20 protein-coding genes and 1 pseudogene are annotated in these 20,656 nt (G+C 65.0%); 10 read left to right on the top strand and 11 right to left on the bottom strand.

The features are described 5' to 3' along the window. Genes ACTIFP_RS16205 through ACTIFP_RS16190 form a run of 4 tightly spaced genes read left to right on the top strand, consistent with a single transcriptional unit; the run spans position 1 to position 3,516 of the window. Positions 1–855 (top strand): MaoC/PaaZ C-terminal domain-containing protein, encoded by an 855-nt coding sequence (locus tag ACTIFP_RS16205; protein ID WP_439569729.1) that lies wholly within the window; start codon positions 1–3, stop codon positions 853–855. Beyond that, positions 852–1,799, top strand: a complete 948-nt coding sequence (locus tag ACTIFP_RS16200) for an NAD(P)H-dependent flavin oxidoreductase (RefSeq protein ID WP_439569728.1) — start codon at positions 852–854, stop codon at positions 1,797–1,799. The genes ACTIFP_RS16205 and ACTIFP_RS16200 overlap by 4 nt, the downstream gene beginning before the upstream one ends. After that, complete coding sequence (locus ACTIFP_RS16195) at positions 1,796–2,791, top strand: NADP-dependent oxidoreductase (RefSeq protein ID WP_439569727.1); 996 nt, start codon at positions 1,796–1,798, stop codon at positions 2,789–2,791. The genes ACTIFP_RS16200 and ACTIFP_RS16195 overlap by 4 nt, the downstream gene beginning before the upstream one ends. Positions 2,792–2,805: 14 nt before the next feature. Continuing rightward, positions 2,806–3,516, top strand: coding sequence for an SDR family oxidoreductase (locus ACTIFP_RS16190; protein WP_439569726.1), 711 nt, complete (start codon positions 2,806–2,808; stop codon positions 3,514–3,516). Here ACTIFP_RS16190 and ACTIFP_RS16185 read toward each other — a convergent pair. The 9 genes from ACTIFP_RS16185 to ACTIFP_RS16145 all read right to left on the bottom strand — a co-directional run bounded on the left by ACTIFP_RS16185 (position 3,505) and on the right by ACTIFP_RS16145 (position 14,546). Further along, a complete protein-coding gene (locus ACTIFP_RS16185; RefSeq protein WP_439569725.1) occupies positions 3,505–4,290 on the bottom strand; it encodes an enoyl-CoA hydratase in 786 nt (261 codons plus the stop codon). The two genes, ACTIFP_RS16190 and ACTIFP_RS16185, sit on opposite strands and share 12 nt — an antisense overlap. Further along, complete coding sequence (locus ACTIFP_RS16180) at positions 4,287–5,846, bottom strand: AMP-binding protein (protein ID WP_439569724.1); 1,560 nt, start codon at positions 5,844–5,846, stop codon at positions 4,287–4,289. Before ACTIFP_RS16180 ends, ACTIFP_RS16185 begins: the two co-directional genes overlap by 4 nt. Before the next feature lies 1 nt (position 5,847). Beyond that, positions 5,848–6,636, bottom strand: a complete 789-nt coding sequence (locus tag ACTIFP_RS16175; RefSeq protein ID WP_439569723.1) for an enoyl-CoA hydratase/isomerase family protein — start codon at positions 6,634–6,636, stop codon at positions 5,848–5,850. 185 nt (positions 6,637–6,821) lie between these two features. Further along, a complete protein-coding gene (locus ACTIFP_RS16170) occupies positions 6,822–9,113 on the bottom strand; it encodes a TonB-dependent receptor (RefSeq protein WP_439569722.1) in 2,292 nt (763 codons plus the stop codon). A gap of 128 nt (positions 9,114–9,241) precedes the next feature. Beyond that, on the bottom strand, positions 9,242–11,140 hold the full coding sequence (locus ACTIFP_RS16165; protein ID WP_439569721.1) for an AMP-binding protein: 1,899 nt from the start codon (positions 11,138–11,140) through the stop codon (positions 9,242–9,244). Then, entirely contained in the window at positions 11,137–11,802 is a 666-nt protein-coding gene (locus tag ACTIFP_RS16160) for a class II aldolase/adducin family protein (protein WP_439569720.1), read from the bottom strand. The genes ACTIFP_RS16165 and ACTIFP_RS16160 overlap by 4 nt, the downstream gene beginning before the upstream one ends. Then, complete coding sequence (dmpG, locus tag ACTIFP_RS16155; RefSeq protein ID WP_439569719.1) at positions 11,799–12,827, bottom strand: 4-hydroxy-2-oxovalerate aldolase; 1,029 nt, start codon at positions 12,825–12,827, stop codon at positions 11,799–11,801. The genes ACTIFP_RS16160 and dmpG overlap by 4 nt, the downstream gene beginning before the upstream one ends. Beyond that, on the bottom strand, positions 12,824–13,765 hold the full coding sequence (locus tag ACTIFP_RS16150; RefSeq protein WP_439569718.1) for an acetaldehyde dehydrogenase (acetylating): 942 nt from the start codon (positions 13,763–13,765) through the stop codon (positions 12,824–12,826). The genes dmpG and ACTIFP_RS16150 overlap by 4 nt, the downstream gene beginning before the upstream one ends. 4 nt (positions 13,766–13,769) lie before the next feature. Continuing rightward, positions 13,770–14,546, bottom strand: a complete 777-nt coding sequence (locus ACTIFP_RS16145; RefSeq protein WP_439569717.1) for a 2-keto-4-pentenoate hydratase — start codon at positions 14,544–14,546, stop codon at positions 13,770–13,772. A 110-nt stretch (positions 14,547–14,656) separates the two neighbouring features. On the opposite strand from ACTIFP_RS16145, the gene ACTIFP_RS16140 reads away from it, so the two are divergent. Genes ACTIFP_RS16140 through ACTIFP_RS16115 form a run of 6 tightly spaced genes read left to right on the top strand, consistent with a single transcriptional unit; the run spans position 14,657 to position 19,540 of the window. Next, the gene (locus tag ACTIFP_RS16140; RefSeq protein WP_439569716.1) at positions 14,657–15,919 is read left to right on the top strand and encodes an aromatic ring-hydroxylating oxygenase subunit alpha; all 1,263 of its coding nucleotides are present in this window, start codon (positions 14,657–14,659) and stop codon (positions 15,917–15,919) included. Next, positions 15,916–16,422, top strand: a complete 507-nt coding sequence (locus tag ACTIFP_RS16135) for an aromatic-ring-hydroxylating dioxygenase subunit beta (RefSeq protein WP_439569715.1) — start codon at positions 15,916–15,918, stop codon at positions 16,420–16,422. The genes ACTIFP_RS16140 and ACTIFP_RS16135 overlap by 4 nt, the downstream gene beginning before the upstream one ends. Before the next feature lie 9 nt (positions 16,423–16,431). Then, a complete protein-coding gene (locus tag ACTIFP_RS16130) occupies positions 16,432–17,328 on the top strand; it encodes a VOC family protein (RefSeq protein ID WP_439569714.1) in 897 nt (298 codons plus the stop codon). Then, entirely contained in the window at positions 17,321–18,064 is a 744-nt protein-coding gene (locus tag ACTIFP_RS16125) for an SDR family NAD(P)-dependent oxidoreductase (RefSeq protein WP_439569713.1), read from the top strand. Before ACTIFP_RS16130 ends, ACTIFP_RS16125 begins: the two co-directional genes overlap by 8 nt. Before the next feature lie 34 nt (positions 18,065–18,098). Beyond that, complete coding sequence (locus ACTIFP_RS16120) at positions 18,099–18,929, top strand: alpha/beta fold hydrolase (RefSeq protein WP_439569712.1); 831 nt, start codon at positions 18,099–18,101, stop codon at positions 18,927–18,929. Then, a complete protein-coding gene (locus ACTIFP_RS16115; protein WP_439569711.1) occupies positions 18,926–19,540 on the top strand; it encodes a TetR/AcrR family transcriptional regulator in 615 nt (204 codons plus the stop codon). Before ACTIFP_RS16120 ends, ACTIFP_RS16115 begins: the two co-directional genes overlap by 4 nt. On the opposite strand, the gene ACTIFP_RS16110 is transcribed toward ACTIFP_RS16115, so the two are convergent. Both ACTIFP_RS16110 and ACTIFP_RS16105 read right to left on the bottom strand, forming a co-directional pair. Beyond that, on the bottom strand, positions 19,537–20,394 hold the full coding sequence (locus tag ACTIFP_RS16110; RefSeq protein ID WP_439569710.1) for a fumarylacetoacetate hydrolase family protein: 858 nt from the start codon (positions 20,392–20,394) through the stop codon (positions 19,537–19,539). The two genes, ACTIFP_RS16115 and ACTIFP_RS16110, sit on opposite strands and share 4 nt — an antisense overlap. 106 nt (positions 20,395–20,500) lie before the next feature. Continuing rightward, positions 20,501–20,656, bottom strand: a pseudogene (locus ACTIFP_RS16105) (electron transfer flavoprotein subunit alpha/FixB family protein); the annotation flags it as partial.

Here is a 20,656-nt window from a genome sequence, read left to right as displayed (position 1 = left end):
ATGGCCTTCCGGCCCGATCTCATCCTCGCGCATGATTTCGGCGAAGCGCGGCAGAGCTATATGGCGCGCGATGCGATCCTTTATGCGCTCGGCGTCGGGCTGGGTCACGACCCGCTCGACGAGAGCGACCTCGCCTTTCTCGACGAGACGCGCCTGTCGGTTCTCCCGAGCTTCGCGGTCACGCTCTGCTCGCCGGGCATGTGGATCCGCGACGACGCCTTCGGCGTCGACTTCCGCCGCCTCGTCCACAGCGCGCAGGCCGCCGCCTTTCATGCGCCGCTCCCCCCAAGTGCAGATGTCCTTGGGACGGCGCGCGTCGTTAGCCTCACCGACCGCGGCGAGGGCCGCGGAGCGATCCTCGAGCTCGAGCGCCAGATCGCCAATGCCGCGGACGGCACGCTCTATTGCACGCTTCGCCAGACGCTCTTGCTGCGCGGCAACGGCGGCTTTGGCGGCCCAGCCTCGCCTCGCGCGTCGTCGATCATCCCCGAGACCGCGCCGGGAGCCCAAACAACCACTCCCATCTCGCCGCGCGCCGCGCTGATCTACCGCCTCTCGGGCGACTGGAACCCGCTCCATATCGACCCCGCTTTTGCCAAGTCGGCAGGCTTCGACCGCCCGATCATGCACGGCCTCGGTAGCTATGGCGTGGCAGGCGCCGCGCTATCGCGCGCGCTGGGCCGCAACCCCGCCGAGATGAGCGCGCTCTCCTGCCGCTTTTCCGGCATCGTCTTTCCCGGCGACACGCTGGCCTTCAGCATCTGGTCCGGCGCCGACGGCGCCGTCTTCCGCGCGCATGTCGGCGACCGCCTCGTCCTCGACGACGGCCGGATCGCCTGGCGGGGCGCCGCATGACGAGCGCCAGCCTCGCCGCGCGGCTTAAAACCGGCCTCCGCCTCCCGGTCATGGCAGGACCGATGTTCATCGCCTCGACGGCCGATCTCGTCATCGCCCAATGCAACGCCGGGATCATCGGCGCGATGCCCGCGCTCAATCCGCGGAGCACCGACGCGCTCGACAAGGATCTGGCGCGCATTGCAGCGAGCGTCGGCACGCAGGCCTGGTGCGTCAATCTCGTCGCGCACAAGAGCAACGAACGTCTCGCTCCCGATCTCGAAGTCGTCCTGAAGCACAAGGTGCCGATCGTCTGCCTGGCGCTCGCCGCCGACCCGGGACTCGTGCGCGAACTCCAGGCCAATGGCAGCCTCGTCTTCCAGGACGTGATCCGCAACCGCCACGCCCAGAAATGCGCCGAGATGGGGGTCGACGGAATCATCGCGGTTGCCGCCGGCGCCGGGGGCCATACCGGCGACCAGTCGCCCTTCGCGCTTGTCGGCGAAATCCGCGAATGGTGGGACGGTTTGCTCCTGCTCGCGGGCTGCATCGCGAACGGCCGCGGCGTCCTTGCCGCCGAAGCGATGGGCGCCGACCTTGCCTATATCGGCTCGCCCTTCCTCGCCTCGAGCGAAGCCAACACCCAGCCCGGGTTCAAAGCCATGCTCGTCGAAGGAAGCGCGAAGGATGTGCTCGTCACGAGCTGCTTCACCGGCGTGAAGGCGAGTTTCCTGAAGCCCTCGCTCGTCGAGAACGGCCTCGATCCCGACAACCTCGTGCCAGTGACGACCGGCGGGGCGATCAACATCAACAATGGCGGGGCGAACAGCAAGGCCTGGCGCGATATCTGGAGCGCGGGCCAAGGGATTGGTGCCATCAAGTCGGCCGGACCAGCCGCCGAATGGCTCGACTGGCTTGCCGGCGACTATGCCGCCGCGCGCCGCAGCATGGGACTTGCCGAATGAACCGCCAGTGCCTTCTCGTCTGCCGGCCCGCGGGCGTCGCGCAGGCGAAGAATTTCGAGATCGCCGAGGCACCGCGCCAGCCGCTCGGCGATGGCGAGATCCGGGTTCGCAATCATTTTCTCTCGGTCGAGCCCGCGATGCGCGGCTGGATTGCCGACAAGGGCAATTATGCCGAACCCGTCGCCATCGGCTCGGTGATGCGCGCGCTCACCGCCGGCATCGTCACCGAGACGCGCCACCCGGATTATGCGGTTGGCGATGCGGTGACGGGCTGGTTCGGCTGGCAGGAGGAAGCCGTCGCGCCCGCAAGCGCGGTCGTGCGCAAGATTGCCGAGATCGACCTGCCGCTGTCACTCAGCCTCGGCATATTGGGGATTAATGGGGTGACCGCGCATCTGGCGCTCACCGGCATCGGCGCTCCGAAACAGGGTGAAACCCTCCTCGTTTCGACCGCCGCGGGCGCGGTCGGCTCGGCGGTCGGCCAGATCGGCAAGCTGCTCGGTTGCCGGACGGTGGGCATCGCGGGCGGCCCCGACAAGGTGAAGCTCTGCCTCGAGCGTTTCGGCTATGACGCCGCGATCGATTACAAGGCGGGTGACCTTCGCGCCGCGCTCGCGCAGACTTGCCCCGAGGACATCGACATTTATTTCGACAATACCGCGGGCGCGATCAGCGACGCCGTGTTGGCGCATCTTGCGCTTCGCGCGCGGGTCGTCGTCTGCGGCACCGCCGCGATCGATCGCTGGAATCCCTGGCCCGAGGGCCCGCGCGTCGAGCGGCACCTGCTCGTCAAGCGCGCGCGCATGGAGGGGTTCGTGATCTTCGACCATATGGACCGCTATGAGGCGAGCGTTGCGCAGCTCGCGGAGTGGGTGCGCGGCGGCCAGCTCGCCTATGAAGAAGATATCCTCTCGGGTATCGAGGCGTGCCCCGATGCGCTCGCCGGCCTTTACCGGGGCGAGAACAGGGGCAAAAGGATTATCCAGCTCTAAGAGGGACGCGCGATATGCTCGAAGGCCGTCACATCGTCATTCTCGGGGGAAGCTCGGGAATCGGCTTCGCCGTCGCCGAGGCCGCCCTTGCCGCGGGCGCCAAGGTCCATATCGGCTCGACCAACGCGGCGAAGATCGAGGATGCGCTCGCGCGGCTCGGACCGCAGGCGAGCGGCGCCGCGGTCGATACGACCGACGAGACGAGCCTCGCTGCTTTCTTCAAAGGCTGCGGCGAGATCGATCATCTCGTGCACACCGCCGGCGACCGGCTCCCGCGCGGGCTCGCGATCGGCCCCGACTTCGACCTGGCGGCTGCGCAAGGCGCCATGGGCGCGCGCTTCTGGGGACCGCTGCTCGCGGTCAAGCACGCGCTACCCAAGCTGTCGCCCGAGGGCTCGATCACGCTGACCGCCGGGCTTTACGCGCACCGGCCGACCAAGGGCTCGACGATGTCGACCGCGATCGCCGGCGCGGTCGAACATCTGGCGCGCGGCCTCGCGGTCGACCTTGCCCCTGTCCGGGTGAATGCGGTGACGCCGGGGCTGATCGCGACCGAAATGTGGGCGAAGGTTCCCGAAGATGCGCGGGACGCGATGACGAAAGCGCAGCCGCTGCCACGCATGGGTTTTCCCGTAGAAGTGGCCGAGGCCTATCTCTATTTCATGCGCGCGGGCTTCACGACCGGACAGGTCGCGGTGGTCGACGGGGGCCGGCTATTTTCCTGACCCGCCCTCGCCCTGCTGCGCGCGAGCGCGGCTGAAGCCCGCGTCGACGGTCTCGGGCGCGACATCGAGGTTGGCGGCACGCGCCGCTGCGTCTTCCATGCGAAGGCCCGCCTCAAGCGTGATCTCGAACCCGGAGCGGATCAGCGCCTTCATGGCCCGGACGCCCTTGGGTTCATGCGCGGCAATCTGTTCGGCGAGCGCCAGAGCGGCAGGCGCGAGATCGGCAGCCGGATAGACCTGGTTCGCGAGGCCCCAGGCCACCGCTTCATGCGCGGTCAGTGGGCGCGCCGAGAGCGACAGCTCGTTGGCGCGCGAAAGTCCTACGGCCCGTGCGAGGCGCTGCGACAGCCCCCAGCCCGGCGTGATGCCCACGCGCACATGGCTGTCGATGAACGAGGCTTCTTCGGCGACAAGCAATATGTCGAGCGCGAGCGCAATCTCGAACCCGCCCGTCACGGCGATGCCGTTGATCGCGCCGATGATCGGCTTCGGGAAGGCGGCGATCGCGTCGACCATATTCTCGGCGCCGACATTCGCCTCGACGCTTGCGCCCGACGCCGCGATCTCGGCGAGATCGAGCCCGGCCGAGAAGGCACGGCCGGCACCGGTCAGGACGACAACGCGCACATCCTCGTCTGCCGCAAGCAACGACAAGGCCGCAAGAAAAGCGCGGCGAAGCGCTCCCGACAGGGCATTGAGCTTTTCGGGCCGGTTGAACGTCAGGAGCGCGACATGACCGCGCCGCTCGACGAGCAGCAGCAAGTCGCCGCTCACGCGACGCTCCGTTGCTGCCCTCCCCAATAGGGCGCCCGCAGATCTTTCTTCGAGACTTTGCCCGACGGCACCAGCGGGAAGACTTCGACAAAATCGACGCTCTTGGGCACCTTGTAGCCGGCAAGCAGGCCGCGGCAGTGGGCGACCAGCACATCTTCGTCGGCTGCATGGCCTTCGCGCACGATGACGATCGCCTTCACGCTCTCGCCCCAGCGCGCATCGGGCACACCGATGACGGCGACGCCGGCAACGGCCGGGTGCGTCGACAGCACATTCTCGATCTCGGCCGAATAGATATTCTCGCCGCCCGAAACGATCATGTCCTTGGCGCGGTCGACGATATAATAGAGCCCCTCTTCGTCGCGCCGCGCGATATCACCCGAGCGATACCAGCCATTTTCGATTGCTTGCTGGGTCAGCTCGGGCTGGCGCCAGTAGCCTGTCGTAATCGACGGCTGGCGGATGAGAAGTTCGCCCGGTTCGCCGTCGGGCACTTCACGGCCCTCGGCATCGACGATGCGAAATTCGATCAGCGGCAGCGGGCGGCCGCAGCTCTTGAGCTTGTCTTCATGCTCGAGATCATGCTCGTCGGGCCGGAGGATCGACGTCGCCCCGCCCGCCTCGGTTGATCCGTAGAATTGCATGAACTCACCGGGCATGGTCGCGATCGCGCGCTTGATGAGGCCGAGGCTGATCGGCGAGCCGGCGTAGAGCGTCAGACGGATCGACGAGAAATCGGTCTTCGCCGCATCGGGATGGTCGAGCAGCATCTGGAGCATCGTCGGGGTCAGCGTCAGCAGCGTCGGCTTCATGCGGTCGATGGTCGCGAGCATCGCGGCGGGGTCGAACTGCCGGACGATGTCGATCGCCACACCATTATAGAGGCACTGCAGCATGATACCGATGTGCAGCAGATGGAAATTGGGCAGGCCGTTGACGAAACTGTCGCCCGCCTGCCATTTGTAGGTCGGCTCGAGATGCTCCGAGAGGCGCATCATGTTGGTGCCGCCGTGCGAGAGCATCACCCCCTTGGCACTGCCCGTCGTACCCGAAGTGTAGAGTTGGAACGCCGTGTCTTCGAGGTGCGGTCGCTTGGCTATGGGCTTCTCGGAACAGGTCGCGACAAGCTTTTCGAGCGTATCCTGTTCGTCGATCCAGATCACCTGCGGCGGCGTGGTGAGATGGGCGCAGGCCGCCTCCCACAATTCCGCCTGCTCACGCTCGACGATCGCATGGCGGACTTCGCTGTCCGCGATCTGCGCCGCGAGCTCGGCGGCCGCAAGGCGCCAGTTGAAGATGACCAGCCCGGCCCGCGTGCGCGCACATCCGAAGAGCGCGAAATAGAAATCGAAGCTGTTCTTGCCCATGAAGCCGACGAGCTCGCCCGGGCGGGCAATGCCGTCGGACAGATAGTTGGCGACCCTTGCGCAGGCGCGATCGAACTCGGCGAAGTCTATCGTGCGGGCCGAGGTCCGGAGCGCTGCGCGGCCTGGATCGCGCCGCGCCCAATATTCGGGATATTGTCCGAGGCAGCGAATTTCGGGAAAAAGCCACATGTCACACCCCCTCGAATTCGGGGCGCCGGCGTTCGGTGAACGCCCGGATAGCGCCTGCGGCATCGCGCGTCCCCGAAGACCGGCTGAGCGCCTGTGCCTCGAGTTCGAGCTGCGTCTCGAGCGGCTGGTCGAACACCGACAGCATCAGCCGGCGGATCTCGCCAAAGGCCTTTGTCGGACCGGCGGCCAGTTGCTTCGCCACTTCCTCGCCGCGCGCGCGAAACACATCTTTCGAATGAACCTCGTCGACCAGCCCGCAAGCCAGCGCGGCCTCGGCGCCGAGGCTTTCGTTCAGCAGCAGGAAACGGCGGGCGCGCGAGGCGCCCATGCGCCGGGCGTACATGATCGACGATCCCGCATCGCAGGAGAAGCCGATGCCCGGATAGGCGGCGACGAATTTCGCATCGTCGGCCGCGATCAAAATGTCGGCGCCGGCAACGAAGGCCGACATGCCGCCGGCACACACGCCATGTACGGCAGCCACGATCGGGGCATCCATCCGCTGGAGCCGCGCGATCCCGCTGTGAAGCAACGTCGTCCAGCGTTTGATATTCGCCGGCAACGAGTCGAGATCGTTCACGAAGTTGGTGATGTCGCCGCCATAGCCGAAGGCGTCGCCGAGCGCGGTGATGAGGACGCAGCGCACCGAGGGATCCACCGACAACAGGGTCGCCGCTTCGCAGGTCTCAGAGCAAAAGGTCTCGTCGATCGGGTTGCCCCGTACCGCATTGTTGAATTCGAGACGGGCGAGCCCGTCTTCGACCGTCAGCGTCAAACGCTCGAACGCCATGCCACTCTCCCATGACAACCTATTTTGTAAGTATGTTTACTAGATCGAACGACGCGGTCAACCCGGAGAAGCTACCTTTATGTATCCTGATAACGCAAAAAAGGGTCCAGAAGATGTCGTGTTGCCGACACCTCCCGGACCCCGAGTCCGCCGTCTGCCAGCCCTGACAGGACGGCCGGAGGAGATCAGAAGCGGTAACCGACCTTGAGGCCGTATGTCCGCGGTTCACCGGGAAAGTCGCTGAGCGTCGAGCCAAGCGCCAGCACGGTGCGGCGATAATCCTTCTTTGTCACGTTGGTGACATAGGCGGTGACGCGGAAGTTGCCGATCTCATAGGCCGCGCGCAGGTCGAGCAGACCATAAGAAGGTTCCTTCGACAGGCTCACCGCACCGCCGTAGATCGGATCGGCTTCGCCCGGCTCATGATAGAATTTGTCGAGCAGGGCATAATCGGCGCGCAGCGTCAGACCGCTGTCTTCGCCGATTGGAATGCGCCATTCGCCGCCAACGTTGATGCTGTGCTTCGGCGCGCGCACCAGCGCCCGGTCCGAGAAATCGGTCGCCGCGGTCGGCGGAACGCCCGCCGCGTTGGTGAAGTAAGCGTCATATTTGGCGTCGAGATACCCATAGGTCACGCTGACATCGATATTGTCGCTCGGGCGCAGCAGGAGTTCGACATCGGCGCCATAGATCTTCGACGAGGCGGCGTTGCTGATCAGGCTTGCTGCCGCGCCGCCGCCGAGGTCGACGATGCGCGAGACCTGCAGGTCCTTGTAGTCATAGTGGAAGGCGGCGACGTTGAAGCGCAGGCGGCGGTCAAGCCACTCGGACTTGAAGCCGACTTCATAGGTCTTGATGTCCTCGGGCTGGAACAAGACATTCGCCTGCGCCGCCGAGAAGGGCACATATTGGAAGCCGCCGCTCTTGAAGCCGGTCGAGAAGCTCGCATAAACGCTCGCATCGGGGCTGAACTTGTAAGTTGCGACGACGCGCGGATCGAAGCTCTCATAAGTCGCACTGTTGTCGACCGCGAAGGGAACCGCGATCAGCGGAACGCCCGGACGCGTATTGAGGCCCTGCTGTACCGCGCGCTTTTCGTCTCGGGTGTAACGGCCGCCGAGCGTCACTTCGAACTTCTCGCCGAGATGGATCGTCGCCTGCCCAAAGATGGCATAGCTGTCGATCTCATAATCCGAGATCGCGGTGCTGACCTGCGGACCGCCAGGCGTCCCCGCCGGGTTCGGCGGACTGGGCAGCGGAATCCCCGCAACCACGCTGTCGACACCCAGACGGAACTCGTCGCGCCGCGAGCTGCGATCGCGATAATAAAAGGCACCGATGATCCAGTCGAGCGCGCCATCGAATGACGCCCCGCCGTTCGGATCCGACGTGATACGGATTTCCTGGGTGAACTGCTTGGACCGCTCGTTGCTCAGCTGGTTGATCACGTCGAGCGAGGAACCCTCGAGGTCACGACCGTCGGAAATGCGCAGCTTCTTGAACGCGCTGATCGAGGTGATCGTCGCGAAACCAGCGTCAAACTCCGCCCGCCCGATATAGCTTTCGGTCTTGCGATCGAGGTAAGGATCGAAGGACCAATAACCGTCGTTCCCGCCCGTGTAGACGATCGGCGTGCGCCCTGCCCGGCCAAGGAAGACCGCGAAGGGATTAGCAGGCGTGGTAACGCCGGCGAGTGAACGCGCCGGTCCGCTGCCGCGGTTGAACCCGGCAAAGGCTGCCTTGTCGCCGTCGCGCGAGAGCTCGGCGGTGAGATCGATCGTGAAAACATCGCTGGGCGCGAACTTTAGGCGGGCACGGCCACCCCAATTGTCGATGCCCTGGAACTTGTTCCCGTTGGCGAGGTTCGTCTGATAGCCGTCGCGTTCGGCCTTCCAGCCGGCAACGCGGAACATCAGCTTGTCGCCTGCGATCGGACCGCCCACGGCGCCAAAGAGGCTGTAGCCGTCGCGGTTGCTGATGCCGGCTTCAGCCTCACCCGTGAAGTGATCTGTGGGGCCTTTGGTAATCACATTTATCGCACCCGCGATCGTGTTGCGGCCGTAAAGCGTGCCCTGCGGGCCGCGCAGGACTTCGATGCGCTCGATATCGCGAAGCGAGCCGAACGAGCCCGAGGCGCGGCCGGCATAAACATCGTCGATGAACACGCCGACCGAGCTTTCCGAACCCGGATCGAAGGAGCGCGTCCCGATACCGCGGATGTAAAGCTGTGGGCGCGCCGCGCCGAAACTGCCGAAGTAGAAGGATGGGACGCGCGGCGCGAGGTTCTCAAGGCTCATGATTCCGAGCTTTTCGACCTGCTGACCGCCAAAAGCGGTGATCGCGACCGGAATATCCTGGACGCGCTCTTCGCGCCGCTGTGCGGTCACGAGGATTTCGCCGGGGTAGGTTTCTTCCTGCACTGCCGGGGCTTCGGGCGCCGCGGCATCCTGCGCCATCGCGGCATGGATCGGGGCCACCAAGGCGGCACCGGACATAAGGATTCTGAGCGTACAGGCCTTCATGATCAACCCTCCCAAGTTGGCCGCAGTCTGTCGCTGCCGGCGCTAATTTTCGAATCTATGTAAACCAGTTTATTTTTCCAACGTCAAGAAGATACTTCCAAGTTGGAAGTTTTAGATACCGACTTGTAGATATGATCGAGAGCCGCCGGGTCCTCGATCGTCGCGGGAACCGGCACGGTCTCCCCATTGGCGATCGACCGGATCGTCGCGCGCAAGGTCTTGCCCGACCGCGTTTTCGGGAGCGCCTTCACCACATGCACCGATTTGAAGGCCGCGACGGGGCCAAGCTCGTCGCGGACGCGCACCACGACCTCGCGCGACACATCTGCGTCGGTGGCCTGAACACCCGACTTGAGGACAATGAAGCCCATCGGGATCATCCCCTTGATCGCATCATGGGCGCCGATCACGGCGCATTCTGCAACCGCCGGATGCGCGGCGACGATCTGCTCGATCGCACCGGTCGACAGCCTGTGCCCCGCAACGTTGATGATGTCGTCGATCCGGCTCATCACATGGACGAAGCCGTCCGCGTCGATCATCCCGGCATCGCCCGTGGTATAATAGCCGGGGTGCTGACTAAGATAGGCGTCGCGGAAATGGTCGTGACGCTGCCAGAGCGTCGGGAAGCAGCCCGGCGGCAACGGCAGGCGCAGCGCGATGTCACCGATTTCGCCGGCGGCAAGTTCTGCGTCTTTCTGATCGAGGATCGCGAAACTGTAGCCGGGAATTGGCCGCCCGGCGCTGCCGTGCCGTGTGCGCGTGTCGCCAAGGCCGATGCAGGTGCCGAGCGCGGGCCAGCCGAGTTCGGTTTGCCACCAATGATCGATGACGGGTACGCCGAGCATCGCCTCCGCCCAGGCGAGCGTATCGGGATCGGCGCGCTCGCCCGCGAGGTAGAGAGCGCGAAGCTTTCCGCACCCCTTTTCGGCGAGCAGCCTCCCCTCGGGATCGTCGCGTTTCACCGCGCGGATCGCGGTCGGCGCGGTGAAGAAGACGTCGACACCATGATCGCGGATGACGCGCCAGAAAGCGCCGGCATCGGGGGTCCCGACGGGCTTGCCCTCATACATGACGCTCGTGCAGCCGTGGATCAACGGGCCGTAAACGATATAGCTGTGACCGACCGCCCAGCCGATATCGGACCCCGCCCAAAAGGTCTCGTCGCGGCCAATGCCGTAAATGTTGGGGACCGACCAGGCCATCGCGACCGCATGTCCGCCATTGTCGTGGACGACGCCCTTGGCGATGCCCGTCGTCCCCGACGTATACAGGATGTATAGGGGGTGGTCCGAAGCCACAGTCACGCAATCGACGGGATGGGCCTGGGCGAGCGCCTCGCCCCAGTCGAGATCGCGGCCATCGATCAGCGCCGCCTCGAGCTCGGGCCGCTGCAGGACAATCGTTCGCGGGACCTTGTGCGTAGCAAGATCGATCGCCGCGTCGAGCAGCGGCTTGTAGGCGACGATCCGCCCCGGCTCGAGACCGCAGGAGGCGGTGATGACGAGCCGGGGCCCGGCGTCATCGATGCGCTTGGCGAGTTCGTGCGATGCGAAACCGCCGAAAACAACCGAATGGACCGCGCCGAGGCGCGCGCAAGCGAGCATTGCGAAGACCGCTTCGGGCACCATCGGCATGTAGATGATCACGCGGTCACCGAGCGCGACGCCTTGCGCCCGGATCATCCCTGCGACGCGCGAGACCTCGTCCTGTAGCTGTGCATAGCTGTAGCGGGTCACGCGGCCCGTCATCGCGCTGTCGTGGATCAGCGCGGTGCGCTCGCCGCGGCCGGCCGCGACATGGCGGTCGACGGCGTTGAAGCAGGTGTTGAGGCGGCCATCGGGAAACCAGGTCCAGATCCCGTCGGCCTGCGCATCTCCCGCGCGCGTCGGCGCCTGGTCCCAGTCGACCAGCTTCGCCGCTTCCATCCAGAAGGCCGCCGGATCGGCGACGCTGGCAGCATAGGCGGCAGAATAGCTCATAGCGCCTCTCCGGTCAGGTGCCGCCACATTCGCTCTACGACGCCGCCCGACCAGATTTGCCGCGCGTCAATCTCTTCGGGCGAAAGCCGCGCTTCCCCGGCATCGAGCCCCATCGCGCGGACAGACTGTTCGACGCGCGCGGCATCCTCGAGGAACCAGGCGAGCGTCACCGCTTGCGGCAGGGTCTCGCCGGCAACGACCGCGCCGTTCCCGCGCATGACGAGCGCGGGCACATCGCCGAGCATCTCGGCGAGGCCGGCCGCGGCCGCATCGTCGCGGAGCAGGCGCGGGTCGTCCCAGAGCGGAACCGCCTTGAAATAGGCACCGATGCCATGACGCGGGACGGGAACGAGGCCCGCCACCGAGAGTGCCATCAGCGCCGGCGGCATGATCCGGCAAATGCCGCCGACGTCAGGGCGACGCCGATAGATTTCGCGGTGGATGCGCACTTCGCCGAGCACGCCCTCGGGCAGCGGGCCTTCAAGCGACACGACAGTGCCCACCTCATCGGCAATCCGTCCCATCGGAAACGGTGCGCAGACGAGGAAGCTGTCGCCGCCGATGCGAGCGCTGCAGTGGCCGAAGGCATGGACGAGGCCCGCCGACGCGAGCGCCCGCGCGGCGAGCCGGACCTGTTCGTCGAGGCCTGCCGGAACCGTCATTTGCCGGTCCGGACCATGTCGAGCGCGACATCGACGATCATGTCTTCCTGCCCGCCAACCATCTTGCGGCGGCCGAGTTCGACGAGGATCGCACGCGTATCGAGGCCGTGGTCGGCGGCCGCCTTTTCAGCGTGGCGCAGGAAGCTGGAATAAACCCCGGCATAGCCGAGCGTGAGCGTCTCGCGGTCGACGCGCACCGGGCGGTCCTGCAAGGGGCGGACGAGATCCTCGGCGGCATCCATCAGCGCATAGAGATCGCAGCCATGGTTCCAGCCGTGGACGTCGGCAGCGCCGATGAACACTTCGAGCGGCGCGTTGCCCGCGCCTGCCCCCATGCCCGCGAGGCTGGCATCGACGCGGATCGCCCCATTCTGCACCGCGACGATGCTGTTCGCGACCCCGAGGCTGAGGTTGTGGTGCGCGTGGACGCCGCGCTGCGTCTCGGGCCTGAGCACCCTGTCATAGGCCGCGAGCCGTGCGGCATATTGATCCATCGTCATCGCGCCGCCGCTGTCGGTGACATAGACGCAGTGCGCGCCATAGCTTTCCATGAGCAGCGCCTGGCTCGCCAGCGCGTCGGGCTCGGACATATGGCTCATCATCAGGAACCCCGACACGTCCATGCCGAGGTTCCGGGCTGCCTCGATATGCTGCTTCGATACGTCGGCCTCAGTGCAATGCGTCGCGATGCGCACAGAACGGACGCCGAGGTCGTACGCGCGCTTCAGGTCGTGAACGGTGCCGATGCCGGGCAGCAGCAAGGTGGTGAGCACGCTATGCTCGAGCACTTCGGCGACCGCGCCGATCCACTCCCAGTCGGTGTGCGCGCCGAAGCCGTAGTTGAAGCTCGAGCCTTGCAGGCCGTCGCCATGCGCAACCTCGATCGCGTCGACCTTCGCGCGGTCGAGTGCGCGCGCGATCGCCCGCACATGGTCGAGGCCATATTGATGGCGGATCGCGTGCATGCCGTCGCGCAGCGTCACGTCCTGGATATAGAGCTTGGTGGTCGCGGGATCGAAGCTCATGCCGCTGCTCCTGCATGCATCCGCGCCGCGATCTTCTCGGCGGTCTTGAGCGCCGCCGAGGTCATGATGTCGAGATTGCCCGCATAGGCAGGCAGGTAATGCGCCGCGCCCTCGACCTCGAGGAAGACGCTGACCTTGAGGCCGGTAAAGCTGCCGCCCATTTCGGGGATACGCAGCGGCGCATTGCTGCCGATACTCTCGAACTGCACCGCCTGTTTGAGCCGATAGCCCGGAACATAGGTCTGCACCTCGGCCACCATCGCCTCGATACTCTCGGCGATCGCCGCACGGTCGCCGTCCTCGCAAAGGCAATAGACGGTGTCGCGCATGATCAGCGGCGGCTCGGCGGGATTGAGGACGATGATCGCCTTGCCGCGCGTGGCGCCGCCGACATCGACGATCGCCTGACTGGTCGTCTCGGTGAACTCGTCGATGTTCGCACGCGTGCCCGGCCCGGCACTTTTCGAGGCGATCGAGGCGACGATCTCTCCATAATGCACCTTCGCGACGCGGTTCACGGCGGCGACGATCGGGATCGTGGCCTGCCCGCCGCATGTCACCATATTGACGTTCGCGGCGTCGAGGTTGGCGTCGCCGTTTACCGGCGGAATGACATAGGGCCCGATCGCCGCCGGGGTCAGGTCGACGACGCGCTTGCCATGGCCGATCAGCACGTCGCCGTGCCTTTTGTGCGCACCCGCCGAGGTAGCGTCGAAGACGATTTCGATATCCGCAAAACCCGGCATCGCGACCAGCCCTTCGAGCCCGCCGGCGGTGATCGGCACCCCCAACCGCTCGGCGCGCTTCAGCCCATCGCTCTCGGGATCGATCCCGACAAAGGCGCCCATCTCCAAAGCGGCGGACAGGCGCATGACCTTGATCATCAGGTCGGTCCCGATGTTGCCCGAGCCGATGATGGCGACCTTGGTCTTCGCCATCGCCTCAGGCCCGGAAGGTGAAACTGCAGTTGCCGATCCCGGCAATGCGCGCTTCGACATGATCACCAGGGGTGAGCGCGACCATTGGCCCGAGCGCGCCGGCGAGCAGAATATCGCCCGCCTTCAGCGGCTCGCCTCTCCCGGCCAATGTCTGCGCAAGCCAAGCAGCGGCGTTCAAGGGATTGCCGAGCGCTGCGGCGCCCACCCCGGTCGAGGCGGTCGTGCCGCCAACGTCCATCTCCATGGCCGCGCCCTCGAGGTCGAGGCCGGCGAGCGGCAGTCCTTCGTCGGCAAGCACGAAGAACGCCGATGAGCCATTGTCCGCGACGGTGTCCGCAAAGGTGATTTTCCAGTCCGCGATGCGGCTGTCGACGATCTCGATCGCGGCGTGGACGCTCGCGACGGCGGCAGCGACCTGCTCGGCCGTCGTACCGGCATCGGGAAGGTCAGCGCCCAGCACGAAGGCGATTTCCGCTTCGGCCTTGGGCTGCAGCGTCCGTGCCGGATCGAGCGCTCCGCCGTCGGCGATCCGCATGTCGTCGAAGAGGACGCCGAAGTCCGGCTGATCGACCCCGAGCTGGGTCTGCACGGCCTTCGCCGTCAGCCCCGCCTTCCGGCCGACGATCCGCCGCCCCTCTGCTTCCCAGAAACGCGTGTTGATCGTCTGTACGGAATAGGCGCCCTCGGCGTCGGTGGGCTCAAGCGCGTCGCGCAGCGGCGGAACGGCGCCCCCGGCATAGGCTTCGCGCAGCCGCGCGGCGATGTCGTGATGGCTCGGCATCGTCCCTCTTCCCGTTTGCGGCGTTTGTTCACCGATTGACTAATTGCGACTCATGTTACATACCAAGTGCACGGTTTGTAAAGAGCCCAAGAGCTCGAAAGGGAAGAGGAATGGAACAGAGCCTGCGGCCGGTCGTCGATGAAACGCGCGGAATCTATCGCGTTCCGCGGCGGGCCTTTGTTGATCCGGCGGTTTTTGAGCGCGAATGCCGCGCCATTTTCGATAAATGCTGGCTCTATCTCGGCCATGCGTCGGAGCTTCCAAACCCCGGCGACTTCGTGACACGCAAGGTCGCCGGACGGCCGATGCTCTTCACCCGCGACAAGGAAGACAAATATCACGCGCTGATCAACACCTGCCCGCACCGCGGGGCGGTCGTGTGCCGCGAGCGCAAGGGCTCGGCGCCAGCGTTCCAGTGCATGTATCATGGCTGGGTCTTCGCCAACACCGGGCGACTGATGGTCGTGCCAGGCCATGCCGGCTATCCCGCCGACTATAAGGACGATCCGGGCAAGCAGCTCAGCCACGCCCCGCGCTTCGACCGCTTCGGCGACTTCTTCTTCGTGAGCTTCGCCGCCGACGGCGAGGATCTCGCGACCTATCTCGCGGGCGCGGGCGACTATTTGAAACTCGTTTCCGAGCAGTCATCGAAGGGCATGACGATCGTCGGCGGCACGCAGGAATATTCGATCCGCGGCAACTGGAAGCTGCTCGCCGAGAACAGCGTCGACGGCTATCATGCCGCGAGCACCCACTCGACCTATCTCGAATATCTCAAGAATGCGAACGGCTCGACCCACGACACGCGGCTTGCCGGTTTCGGGCACGATCTCGGCAATGGCCATGCGGTCATCGAATATTTCGCGCCCTGGGGCCGGCCGATCGCCAACTGGATTCCGCTGTGGGGCGAAGAAGGCAAAAGCGAGATCGAGGCGATCCAGCAGGATCTGACGACGCGCCTCGGGCAAGAACGCGCCGAGCGGATCGCAAAGCAGAGCCGCAACATGATCATCTTTCCCAATCTCGTCATTAACGACGTGATGGCGATTACCGTCCGCACCTTCTGGCCGACCGCGCCCGACTATATGGAAGTTAATGCCTGGGCGCTGGCGCCGGCCGAGGAGTCCGAGTGGCTGCGCAAGTTCCGCCTGTTCAACTTCACCGAATTCCTCGGGCCCGGCGGCTTTGCGACCCCCGACGATGTCGAGGCGATCGAGAAATGCCAGGTCGGCTATCAGGCGGCGCGTGAGGCGCAATATAATGATATCTCGCGCGGCATGCTGCGCGAAGGCGGTTCGGCCTATGACGACGAGCTCCAGATGCGCTGTTTCTGGAACGAATGGGACCGGCGCATCCAGGAGCATGGCGCATGACCCGCGAGGCGGACATCGACGCGATGCTGCTCCAGCACCGCGTGCAGAGCTTCCTCTTCCACGAGGCCGACCTTCTCGATCGCTGGCAATTGCTCGAGTGGGAAGCGCTCTTCGCCGACGAAGCCAGCTACCTCGTGCCGCCGACCGATGTCGACGGCGACTTCGCCGACCCGAGCAAGTCGCTCTTCTACATTTTCGATGATCGGACGCGCATCCATGAGCGCGTCGTGCGCCTCGAAAAGAAAGGCGCGCACAGCGAATTTCCGCGCTCGAAGACCCGCCACCTCGTCAGCAACGTCAGGGCTGTCGAACAGGGCGGCACGATCGAGGCGACCGCCTCCTTCGCGGTCTGGCGTTCGAAGGACGGAAACACCGACATCTTCGTCGGCCATTACGCCTACCGGCTTGTCGAGATCGAAGGCGCGCTTCGGATCGCCGAAAAGAAGTGCGTGCTCGATATGGACGCACTGCGCCCGCACGCCCGCATCAGCATCTTGCTGTAGGATGACGATATGACTGCACCCTTCCGCTACCGGCGCCTGTCCTATGTGGCGCTCGACGTATCCGACCTCGAGCAGTCGCTAGGCTTCTACCGCGATCTCGTCGGCCTCACCGTCGACCGGCGCACCGGCGACACCGCCTATCTTCGCTGTAGCGAGCTGCCGCAGAACCTCGTGCTGCGCGAAGGCGACACGCCCGGCCTCGCGCGCGCGGCGTTCGAGCTGGAAAGCCAGGCCGATCTCGACCGCGCCTTCACTTACCTCGACGACGAGGGCTTTGCGCCCGAATGGCTGACCGCCGAGGAAGCGGGCGAGCTCAAGGTCGGGGCGGCGCTGCGCTTCCGCGAGCCGGGCTGCGGGCTGCATTTCGAGTTTCACGTCGACCCCGAGCTGCAGAATGATTTCGAGGCCGGTCACACCGCCATCGCCCGCCTCGGCCATGTCGTGCTCAATGTCGCCGATTTCAGCGCGGTGGAAGGCTCGCTTGTCGGCAAGCTCAACTTCCTGATTTCGGACCATGTCCCTGGAAAGATCGCCTTCCTGCGCGCCTTCCCCAACAAATATCACCACAGCTTCGCGATCCTGACCGGACCGTCGGACGGCTATAACCACGTCAATTTCATGGTCTCGGACATCGACGACGTCGGGCGTGCGATCAACCGGATGAAGAAAGCCGAGGTGCCGATCGTCTTCGGTCCCGGGCGCCACGAGCCGTCGGGGAGTATCTTCCTCTATTTCCTCGACCCTGATGGCATGACCACCGAATATAGCTTCGGCATGGAGGAGTTTGCAGAAGAGGGTGCGCGGCCGCCACGCGAACTCGAGGCGAAACCCGAGGTGCTCGATACCTGGGGCAGCATTCCGGACCCGCGCTTCGGCAAGGGCGGCGCGATCCTTGCCCATGCGTGAGACCCATCATGATGGCCGGGTCGCGATCGTCACCGGCGCCGGACGCGGCATCGGGCTTGCGATTGCGCGGCGCCTCGAAGCCGACGGCGCGCGCGTGATGTTCGCCGATCTCGACGAGAGCGCCGCGCGCGAAGCTGCGAGCGAGACAGGCGCCGCCTTCTGGGGAGATCTTGCGGACGAAAAGACGGCAGAGCTGCTCATCGCCAAAACCGTGGAGACGCTGGGCGCGCCCGCAATCCTCGTGAACAATGCCGGCGGCGGCATTCTCCGCCCCTTTCTCGAGCACACGCCCGAGACGCTCCGCGCGACGATCGACCGCAATCTCTGGACCGCGATCTGGTGCAGTTGGCACGCGCTGCCGCATATGAAGGCGGCCGGCTGGGGCCGCGTGATCAACATCGGCGCCGACAGCGTCCGCAACGGCCTCTTCGATCATGCCGGCTACAATGCGGCCAAGGGCGGCATGCACGGCATGACCACGGGGCTCGCCCGCGAGTTCGCGAAGGACGGCATCACCGTCAACACCGTCGCGCCCTGCGCGGTGGTGACCCCGCAATATCGCGAGATCGAGAAGAGCAATCCCGATCTCATCGCCAAGGTGGTGAGCGTGATCCCGATGGGCCGCGCCGGCACCGAGGAAGAAGTCGCCAGCATGGTCGCCTATCTGGCGCGCGACGAGGCCGGTTTCGTGACCGGCCAGGTCGTCAGCGTCAATGGCGGCACCACGATGCTCTAGAGCGAAACGCTACAACCGAGAGACAAGGAACAGCATGACCAACCCCGAAATCGGCCAGTCGATCGTCGCGAACGGCATTCGCACCAATTATATCGAGGCCGGGGATCCGTCGCTTCCCGCGCTCGTCCTCATCCACGGGTCGGGTCCGGGCGTCACCGCCTTCGCCAACTGGAACGGCGTCATCCCGGCGCTCTCCGAGCATTTCCATGTCCTCGCGCCCGACATGGTCGGCTTCGGCTACACCGAAGTGCCCGAGGATGTGACCGACTTCACGCTCGATTTCTGGGTCGATCATATTATCGGCTTCCTCGACGCGCTTGGCATCGATCAGGCGAGCTTCATCGGCAACAGCTATGGCGGCGCGCTGAGCCTCGCCGTTGCCGCCCGCCACCCCGGGCGTGTCCGCCGCTTCGCGCTGATGGGCGCGGCGGGCCTCAAGTTCGAGATGTCGAAAGGCCTGCTCGACGTCTGGGGCTATGAGCCGTCGGAGGCCAACATGCGCAAGCTTATGGAAACCTTCGCCTATAATCCGGGCCTCGTCACCGACGCGATCGTGCTCTCGCGCCACAATGCGAGCATCCGCCCCGGTTCGCACGAAGCTTTCTCGCGCCTCTTCCCTGAACCGCGGCAGGCGAAGCTCGACCGGCTGGCGACGCCCGAAGAGGATATTCGCAAGATCGATGCCCCTGCCCTCATCATCCATGGCCGCGAAGATGTGATCGTTCCCGTTGACGTGGCCTATCGTTTCTCGGCATTGCTTCCCCATTCGGAGCTGCATGTGTTTGGGGAATGCGGGCATTGGACACAGATCGAGAAGAAGGACCGGTTCGTCGAGGTGGTGATCCCGTTCCTCACGGCGGCGTGAAGCGCCCTCGGCGCTCGCAGGGCGAACGCTCGGAGGAAATGCGCGAGCGTGTCGCGCATGCGACGTTCGAGGTGATAGCGGCGCGCGGTTTTTCGGGCCTCAGGACCGCTGCCGTCGCCGAGCAGGCGGGCGTCAGCCAGGGCGCCCTCCTCCATCATTTCGAGACCAAACATGGCCTGACGCTGGCAACGGTCGAATATGCCTTCGCGCGCGCCTCGGCCAAGACCGAAGAGATCATCGAGGCGGGCCTCGCCAAGGGCGAGGACCCGATCGATCTCATGCTCGACGATTTCCGCCTCTATTTCTTCAACGATGACTTCTGGGTGTCGCTCGACATCACGATCAACGCATCGAAGGATCCCGAGCTCAAGGGCGGCATTCGGGAGATCGTGCCGCGCTACCGCCTCGGCGTCTATCGCCGGTGGGTCGGCATCCTATCGGAGAATGGGTGGTCGACCAGCGACGCCGAAGAGATTGTGCGCATGAGCGCAGCGCTCACCACCGGCCTCGGAATCCGCACACTGTTCGACGATGTCGATGCCTATCTGGGCCCGACAATCGAGCGGTGGCGCAGGATGGTCGAAGCCACCTGGCCCCGAAAGAAAAGCTAGCGCGGCTCGGCGATCACCGGGTTCTCGATCGCGCCCACGCCGTCGATCTCGCAGCGCACGACATCGCCGACCTTCAGGAAAACGGGGGGATCTTTCGCAATCCCCACCCCTTCGGGTGTGCCGGTTGCAATGAGGTCGCCGGGCTCGAGCGTGAACGCGGTCGAGAGATATTCAATCTGCTCGTAGATATTGTGGAGCATCATGCCGGTGTTCGATGACTGGCGCTGTTCGCCGTTGACGAAGCAGCGGATCGGCAGGTCATGCGGATCGGCAATCTCGTTGGCGGTCACGATCCACGGACCGATCGGGCCATGGGTGTCGAAGGATTTGCCCATCGTCATCGTCTGCGAATGGAATTGCCAGTCGCGGGTCGAGACATCGTTGGCGACAAAATAGCCGAAGATATGCGCGGGCACATCGGCGGCGGAGACATGCTTCGCGGCCTTGCCGATCACGACGCCGAGTTCGGCCTCATAATCGATCTGGTCCGACACCTCGGGCTTCACGATGCCGTCGTAGGGGCCGGTGATCGAGGTCGTCTGCTTGTTGAACCAGAGCTGCTTCTTGGGCTCGGCGATCCCGAGCTTTGCGCCCTCTTCTACATGCTTGCGGTAATTCATGCCGATCGCGAGATATTTGCCGGGCCGCTCGATTGGTGCGAGCAGCCGAACCGATGCCAGTGGCAGCGATGAGGCAGTAGAGGCAAAGTCGGTGATGCGAGCCAGCGCCCCCACGCCATCTCGCACCACCGACAAGAGATCGAGGAAACCAAGCGGCTCCAGATCGACGACAGTTTCGCCGACTATCACGCCTGCGCGCGCGCCAGCACCACCGTCGAACCGAACCAGCTTCATTTTGCCCTCACCCCTCGACCTCTGATGAACATATTTACATACCGTGCGCTTGGTATGTCAACGATTCCTCGCCGACCGCTGATCCCTGTGCGCCAGCCTTCGGACGCTAAATCTTGGCCGTCAGATCCGGCACGGCAGCAAACAGATCGGCGACGAGGCCGAAGTCGGCGACCTGGAAGATCGGGGCGTCTTCGTCCTTGTTGATCGCGACGATCGTCTTCGAATCCTTCATGCCGGCGAGATGCTGGATCGCGCCCGAGAT

Origin of the sequence: Sphingopyxis sp., from assembly GCF_051861155.1 — a bacterium.
In the GTDB taxonomy this organism is placed as follows: domain Bacteria; phylum Pseudomonadota; class Alphaproteobacteria; order Sphingomonadales; family Sphingomonadaceae; genus Sphingopyxis.
The sequence above is the reverse complement of the archived record's forward strand: the minus strand, read 5'-3'. Positions and strand labels throughout refer to the sequence as shown.

Bases quoted from the DNA above. Each gene is read 5' to 3' on its own strand.
- ACTIFP_RS16150 (WP_439569718.1), bottom strand. From the start codon at position 13,765: ATGGCGAAGACCAAGGTCGCCATCATCGGCTCGGGCAACATCGGGACC.
- ACTIFP_RS16160 (WP_439569720.1), bottom strand. From the start codon at position 11,802: ATGACGGTTCCGGCAGGCCTCGACGAACAGGTCCGGCTCGCCGCGCGG.
- ACTIFP_RS16195 (WP_439569727.1), top strand. From the start codon at position 1,796: ATGAACCGCCAGTGCCTTCTCGTCTGCCGGCCCGCGGGCGTCGCGCAG.
- ACTIFP_RS16130 (WP_439569714.1), top strand. From the start codon at position 16,432: ATGACTGCACCCTTCCGCTACCGGCGCCTGTCCTATGTGGCGCTCGAC.
- ACTIFP_RS16165 (WP_439569721.1), bottom strand. From the start codon at position 11,140: ATGAGCTATTCTGCCGCCTATGCTGCCAGCGTCGCCGATCCGGCGGCC.
- ACTIFP_RS16125 (WP_439569713.1), top strand. From the start codon at position 17,321: ATGCGTGAGACCCATCATGATGGCCGGGTCGCGATCGTCACCGGCGCC.
- ACTIFP_RS16205 (WP_439569729.1), top strand. From the start codon at position 1: ATGGCCTTCCGGCCCGATCTCATCCTCGCGCATGATTTCGGCGAAGCG.
- ACTIFP_RS16120 (WP_439569712.1), top strand. From the start codon at position 18,099: ATGACCAACCCCGAAATCGGCCAGTCGATCGTCGCGAACGGCATTCGC.
- ACTIFP_RS16180 (WP_439569724.1), bottom strand. From the start codon at position 5,846: ATGTGGCTTTTTCCCGAAATTCGCTGCCTCGGACAATATCCCGAATAT.
- ACTIFP_RS16110 (WP_439569710.1), bottom strand. From the start codon at position 20,394: ATGAAGCTGGTTCGGTTCGACGGTGGTGCTGGCGCGCGCGCAGGCGTG.
- ACTIFP_RS16175 (WP_439569723.1), bottom strand. From the start codon at position 6,636: ATGGCGTTCGAGCGTTTGACGCTGACGGTCGAAGACGGGCTCGCCCGT.
- dmpG (WP_439569719.1), bottom strand. From the start codon at position 12,827: ATGAGCTTCGATCCCGCGACCACCAAGCTCTATATCCAGGACGTGACG.
- ACTIFP_RS16140 (WP_439569716.1), top strand. From the start codon at position 14,657: ATGGAACAGAGCCTGCGGCCGGTCGTCGATGAAACGCGCGGAATCTAT.
- ACTIFP_RS16135 (WP_439569715.1), top strand. From the start codon at position 15,916: ATGACCCGCGAGGCGGACATCGACGCGATGCTGCTCCAGCACCGCGTG.
- ACTIFP_RS16190 (WP_439569726.1), top strand. From the start codon at position 2,806: ATGCTCGAAGGCCGTCACATCGTCATTCTCGGGGGAAGCTCGGGAATC.
- ACTIFP_RS16145 (WP_439569717.1), bottom strand. From the start codon at position 14,546: ATGCCGAGCCATCACGACATCGCCGCGCGGCTGCGCGAAGCCTATGCC.
- ACTIFP_RS16200 (WP_439569728.1), top strand. From the start codon at position 852: ATGACGAGCGCCAGCCTCGCCGCGCGGCTTAAAACCGGCCTCCGCCTC.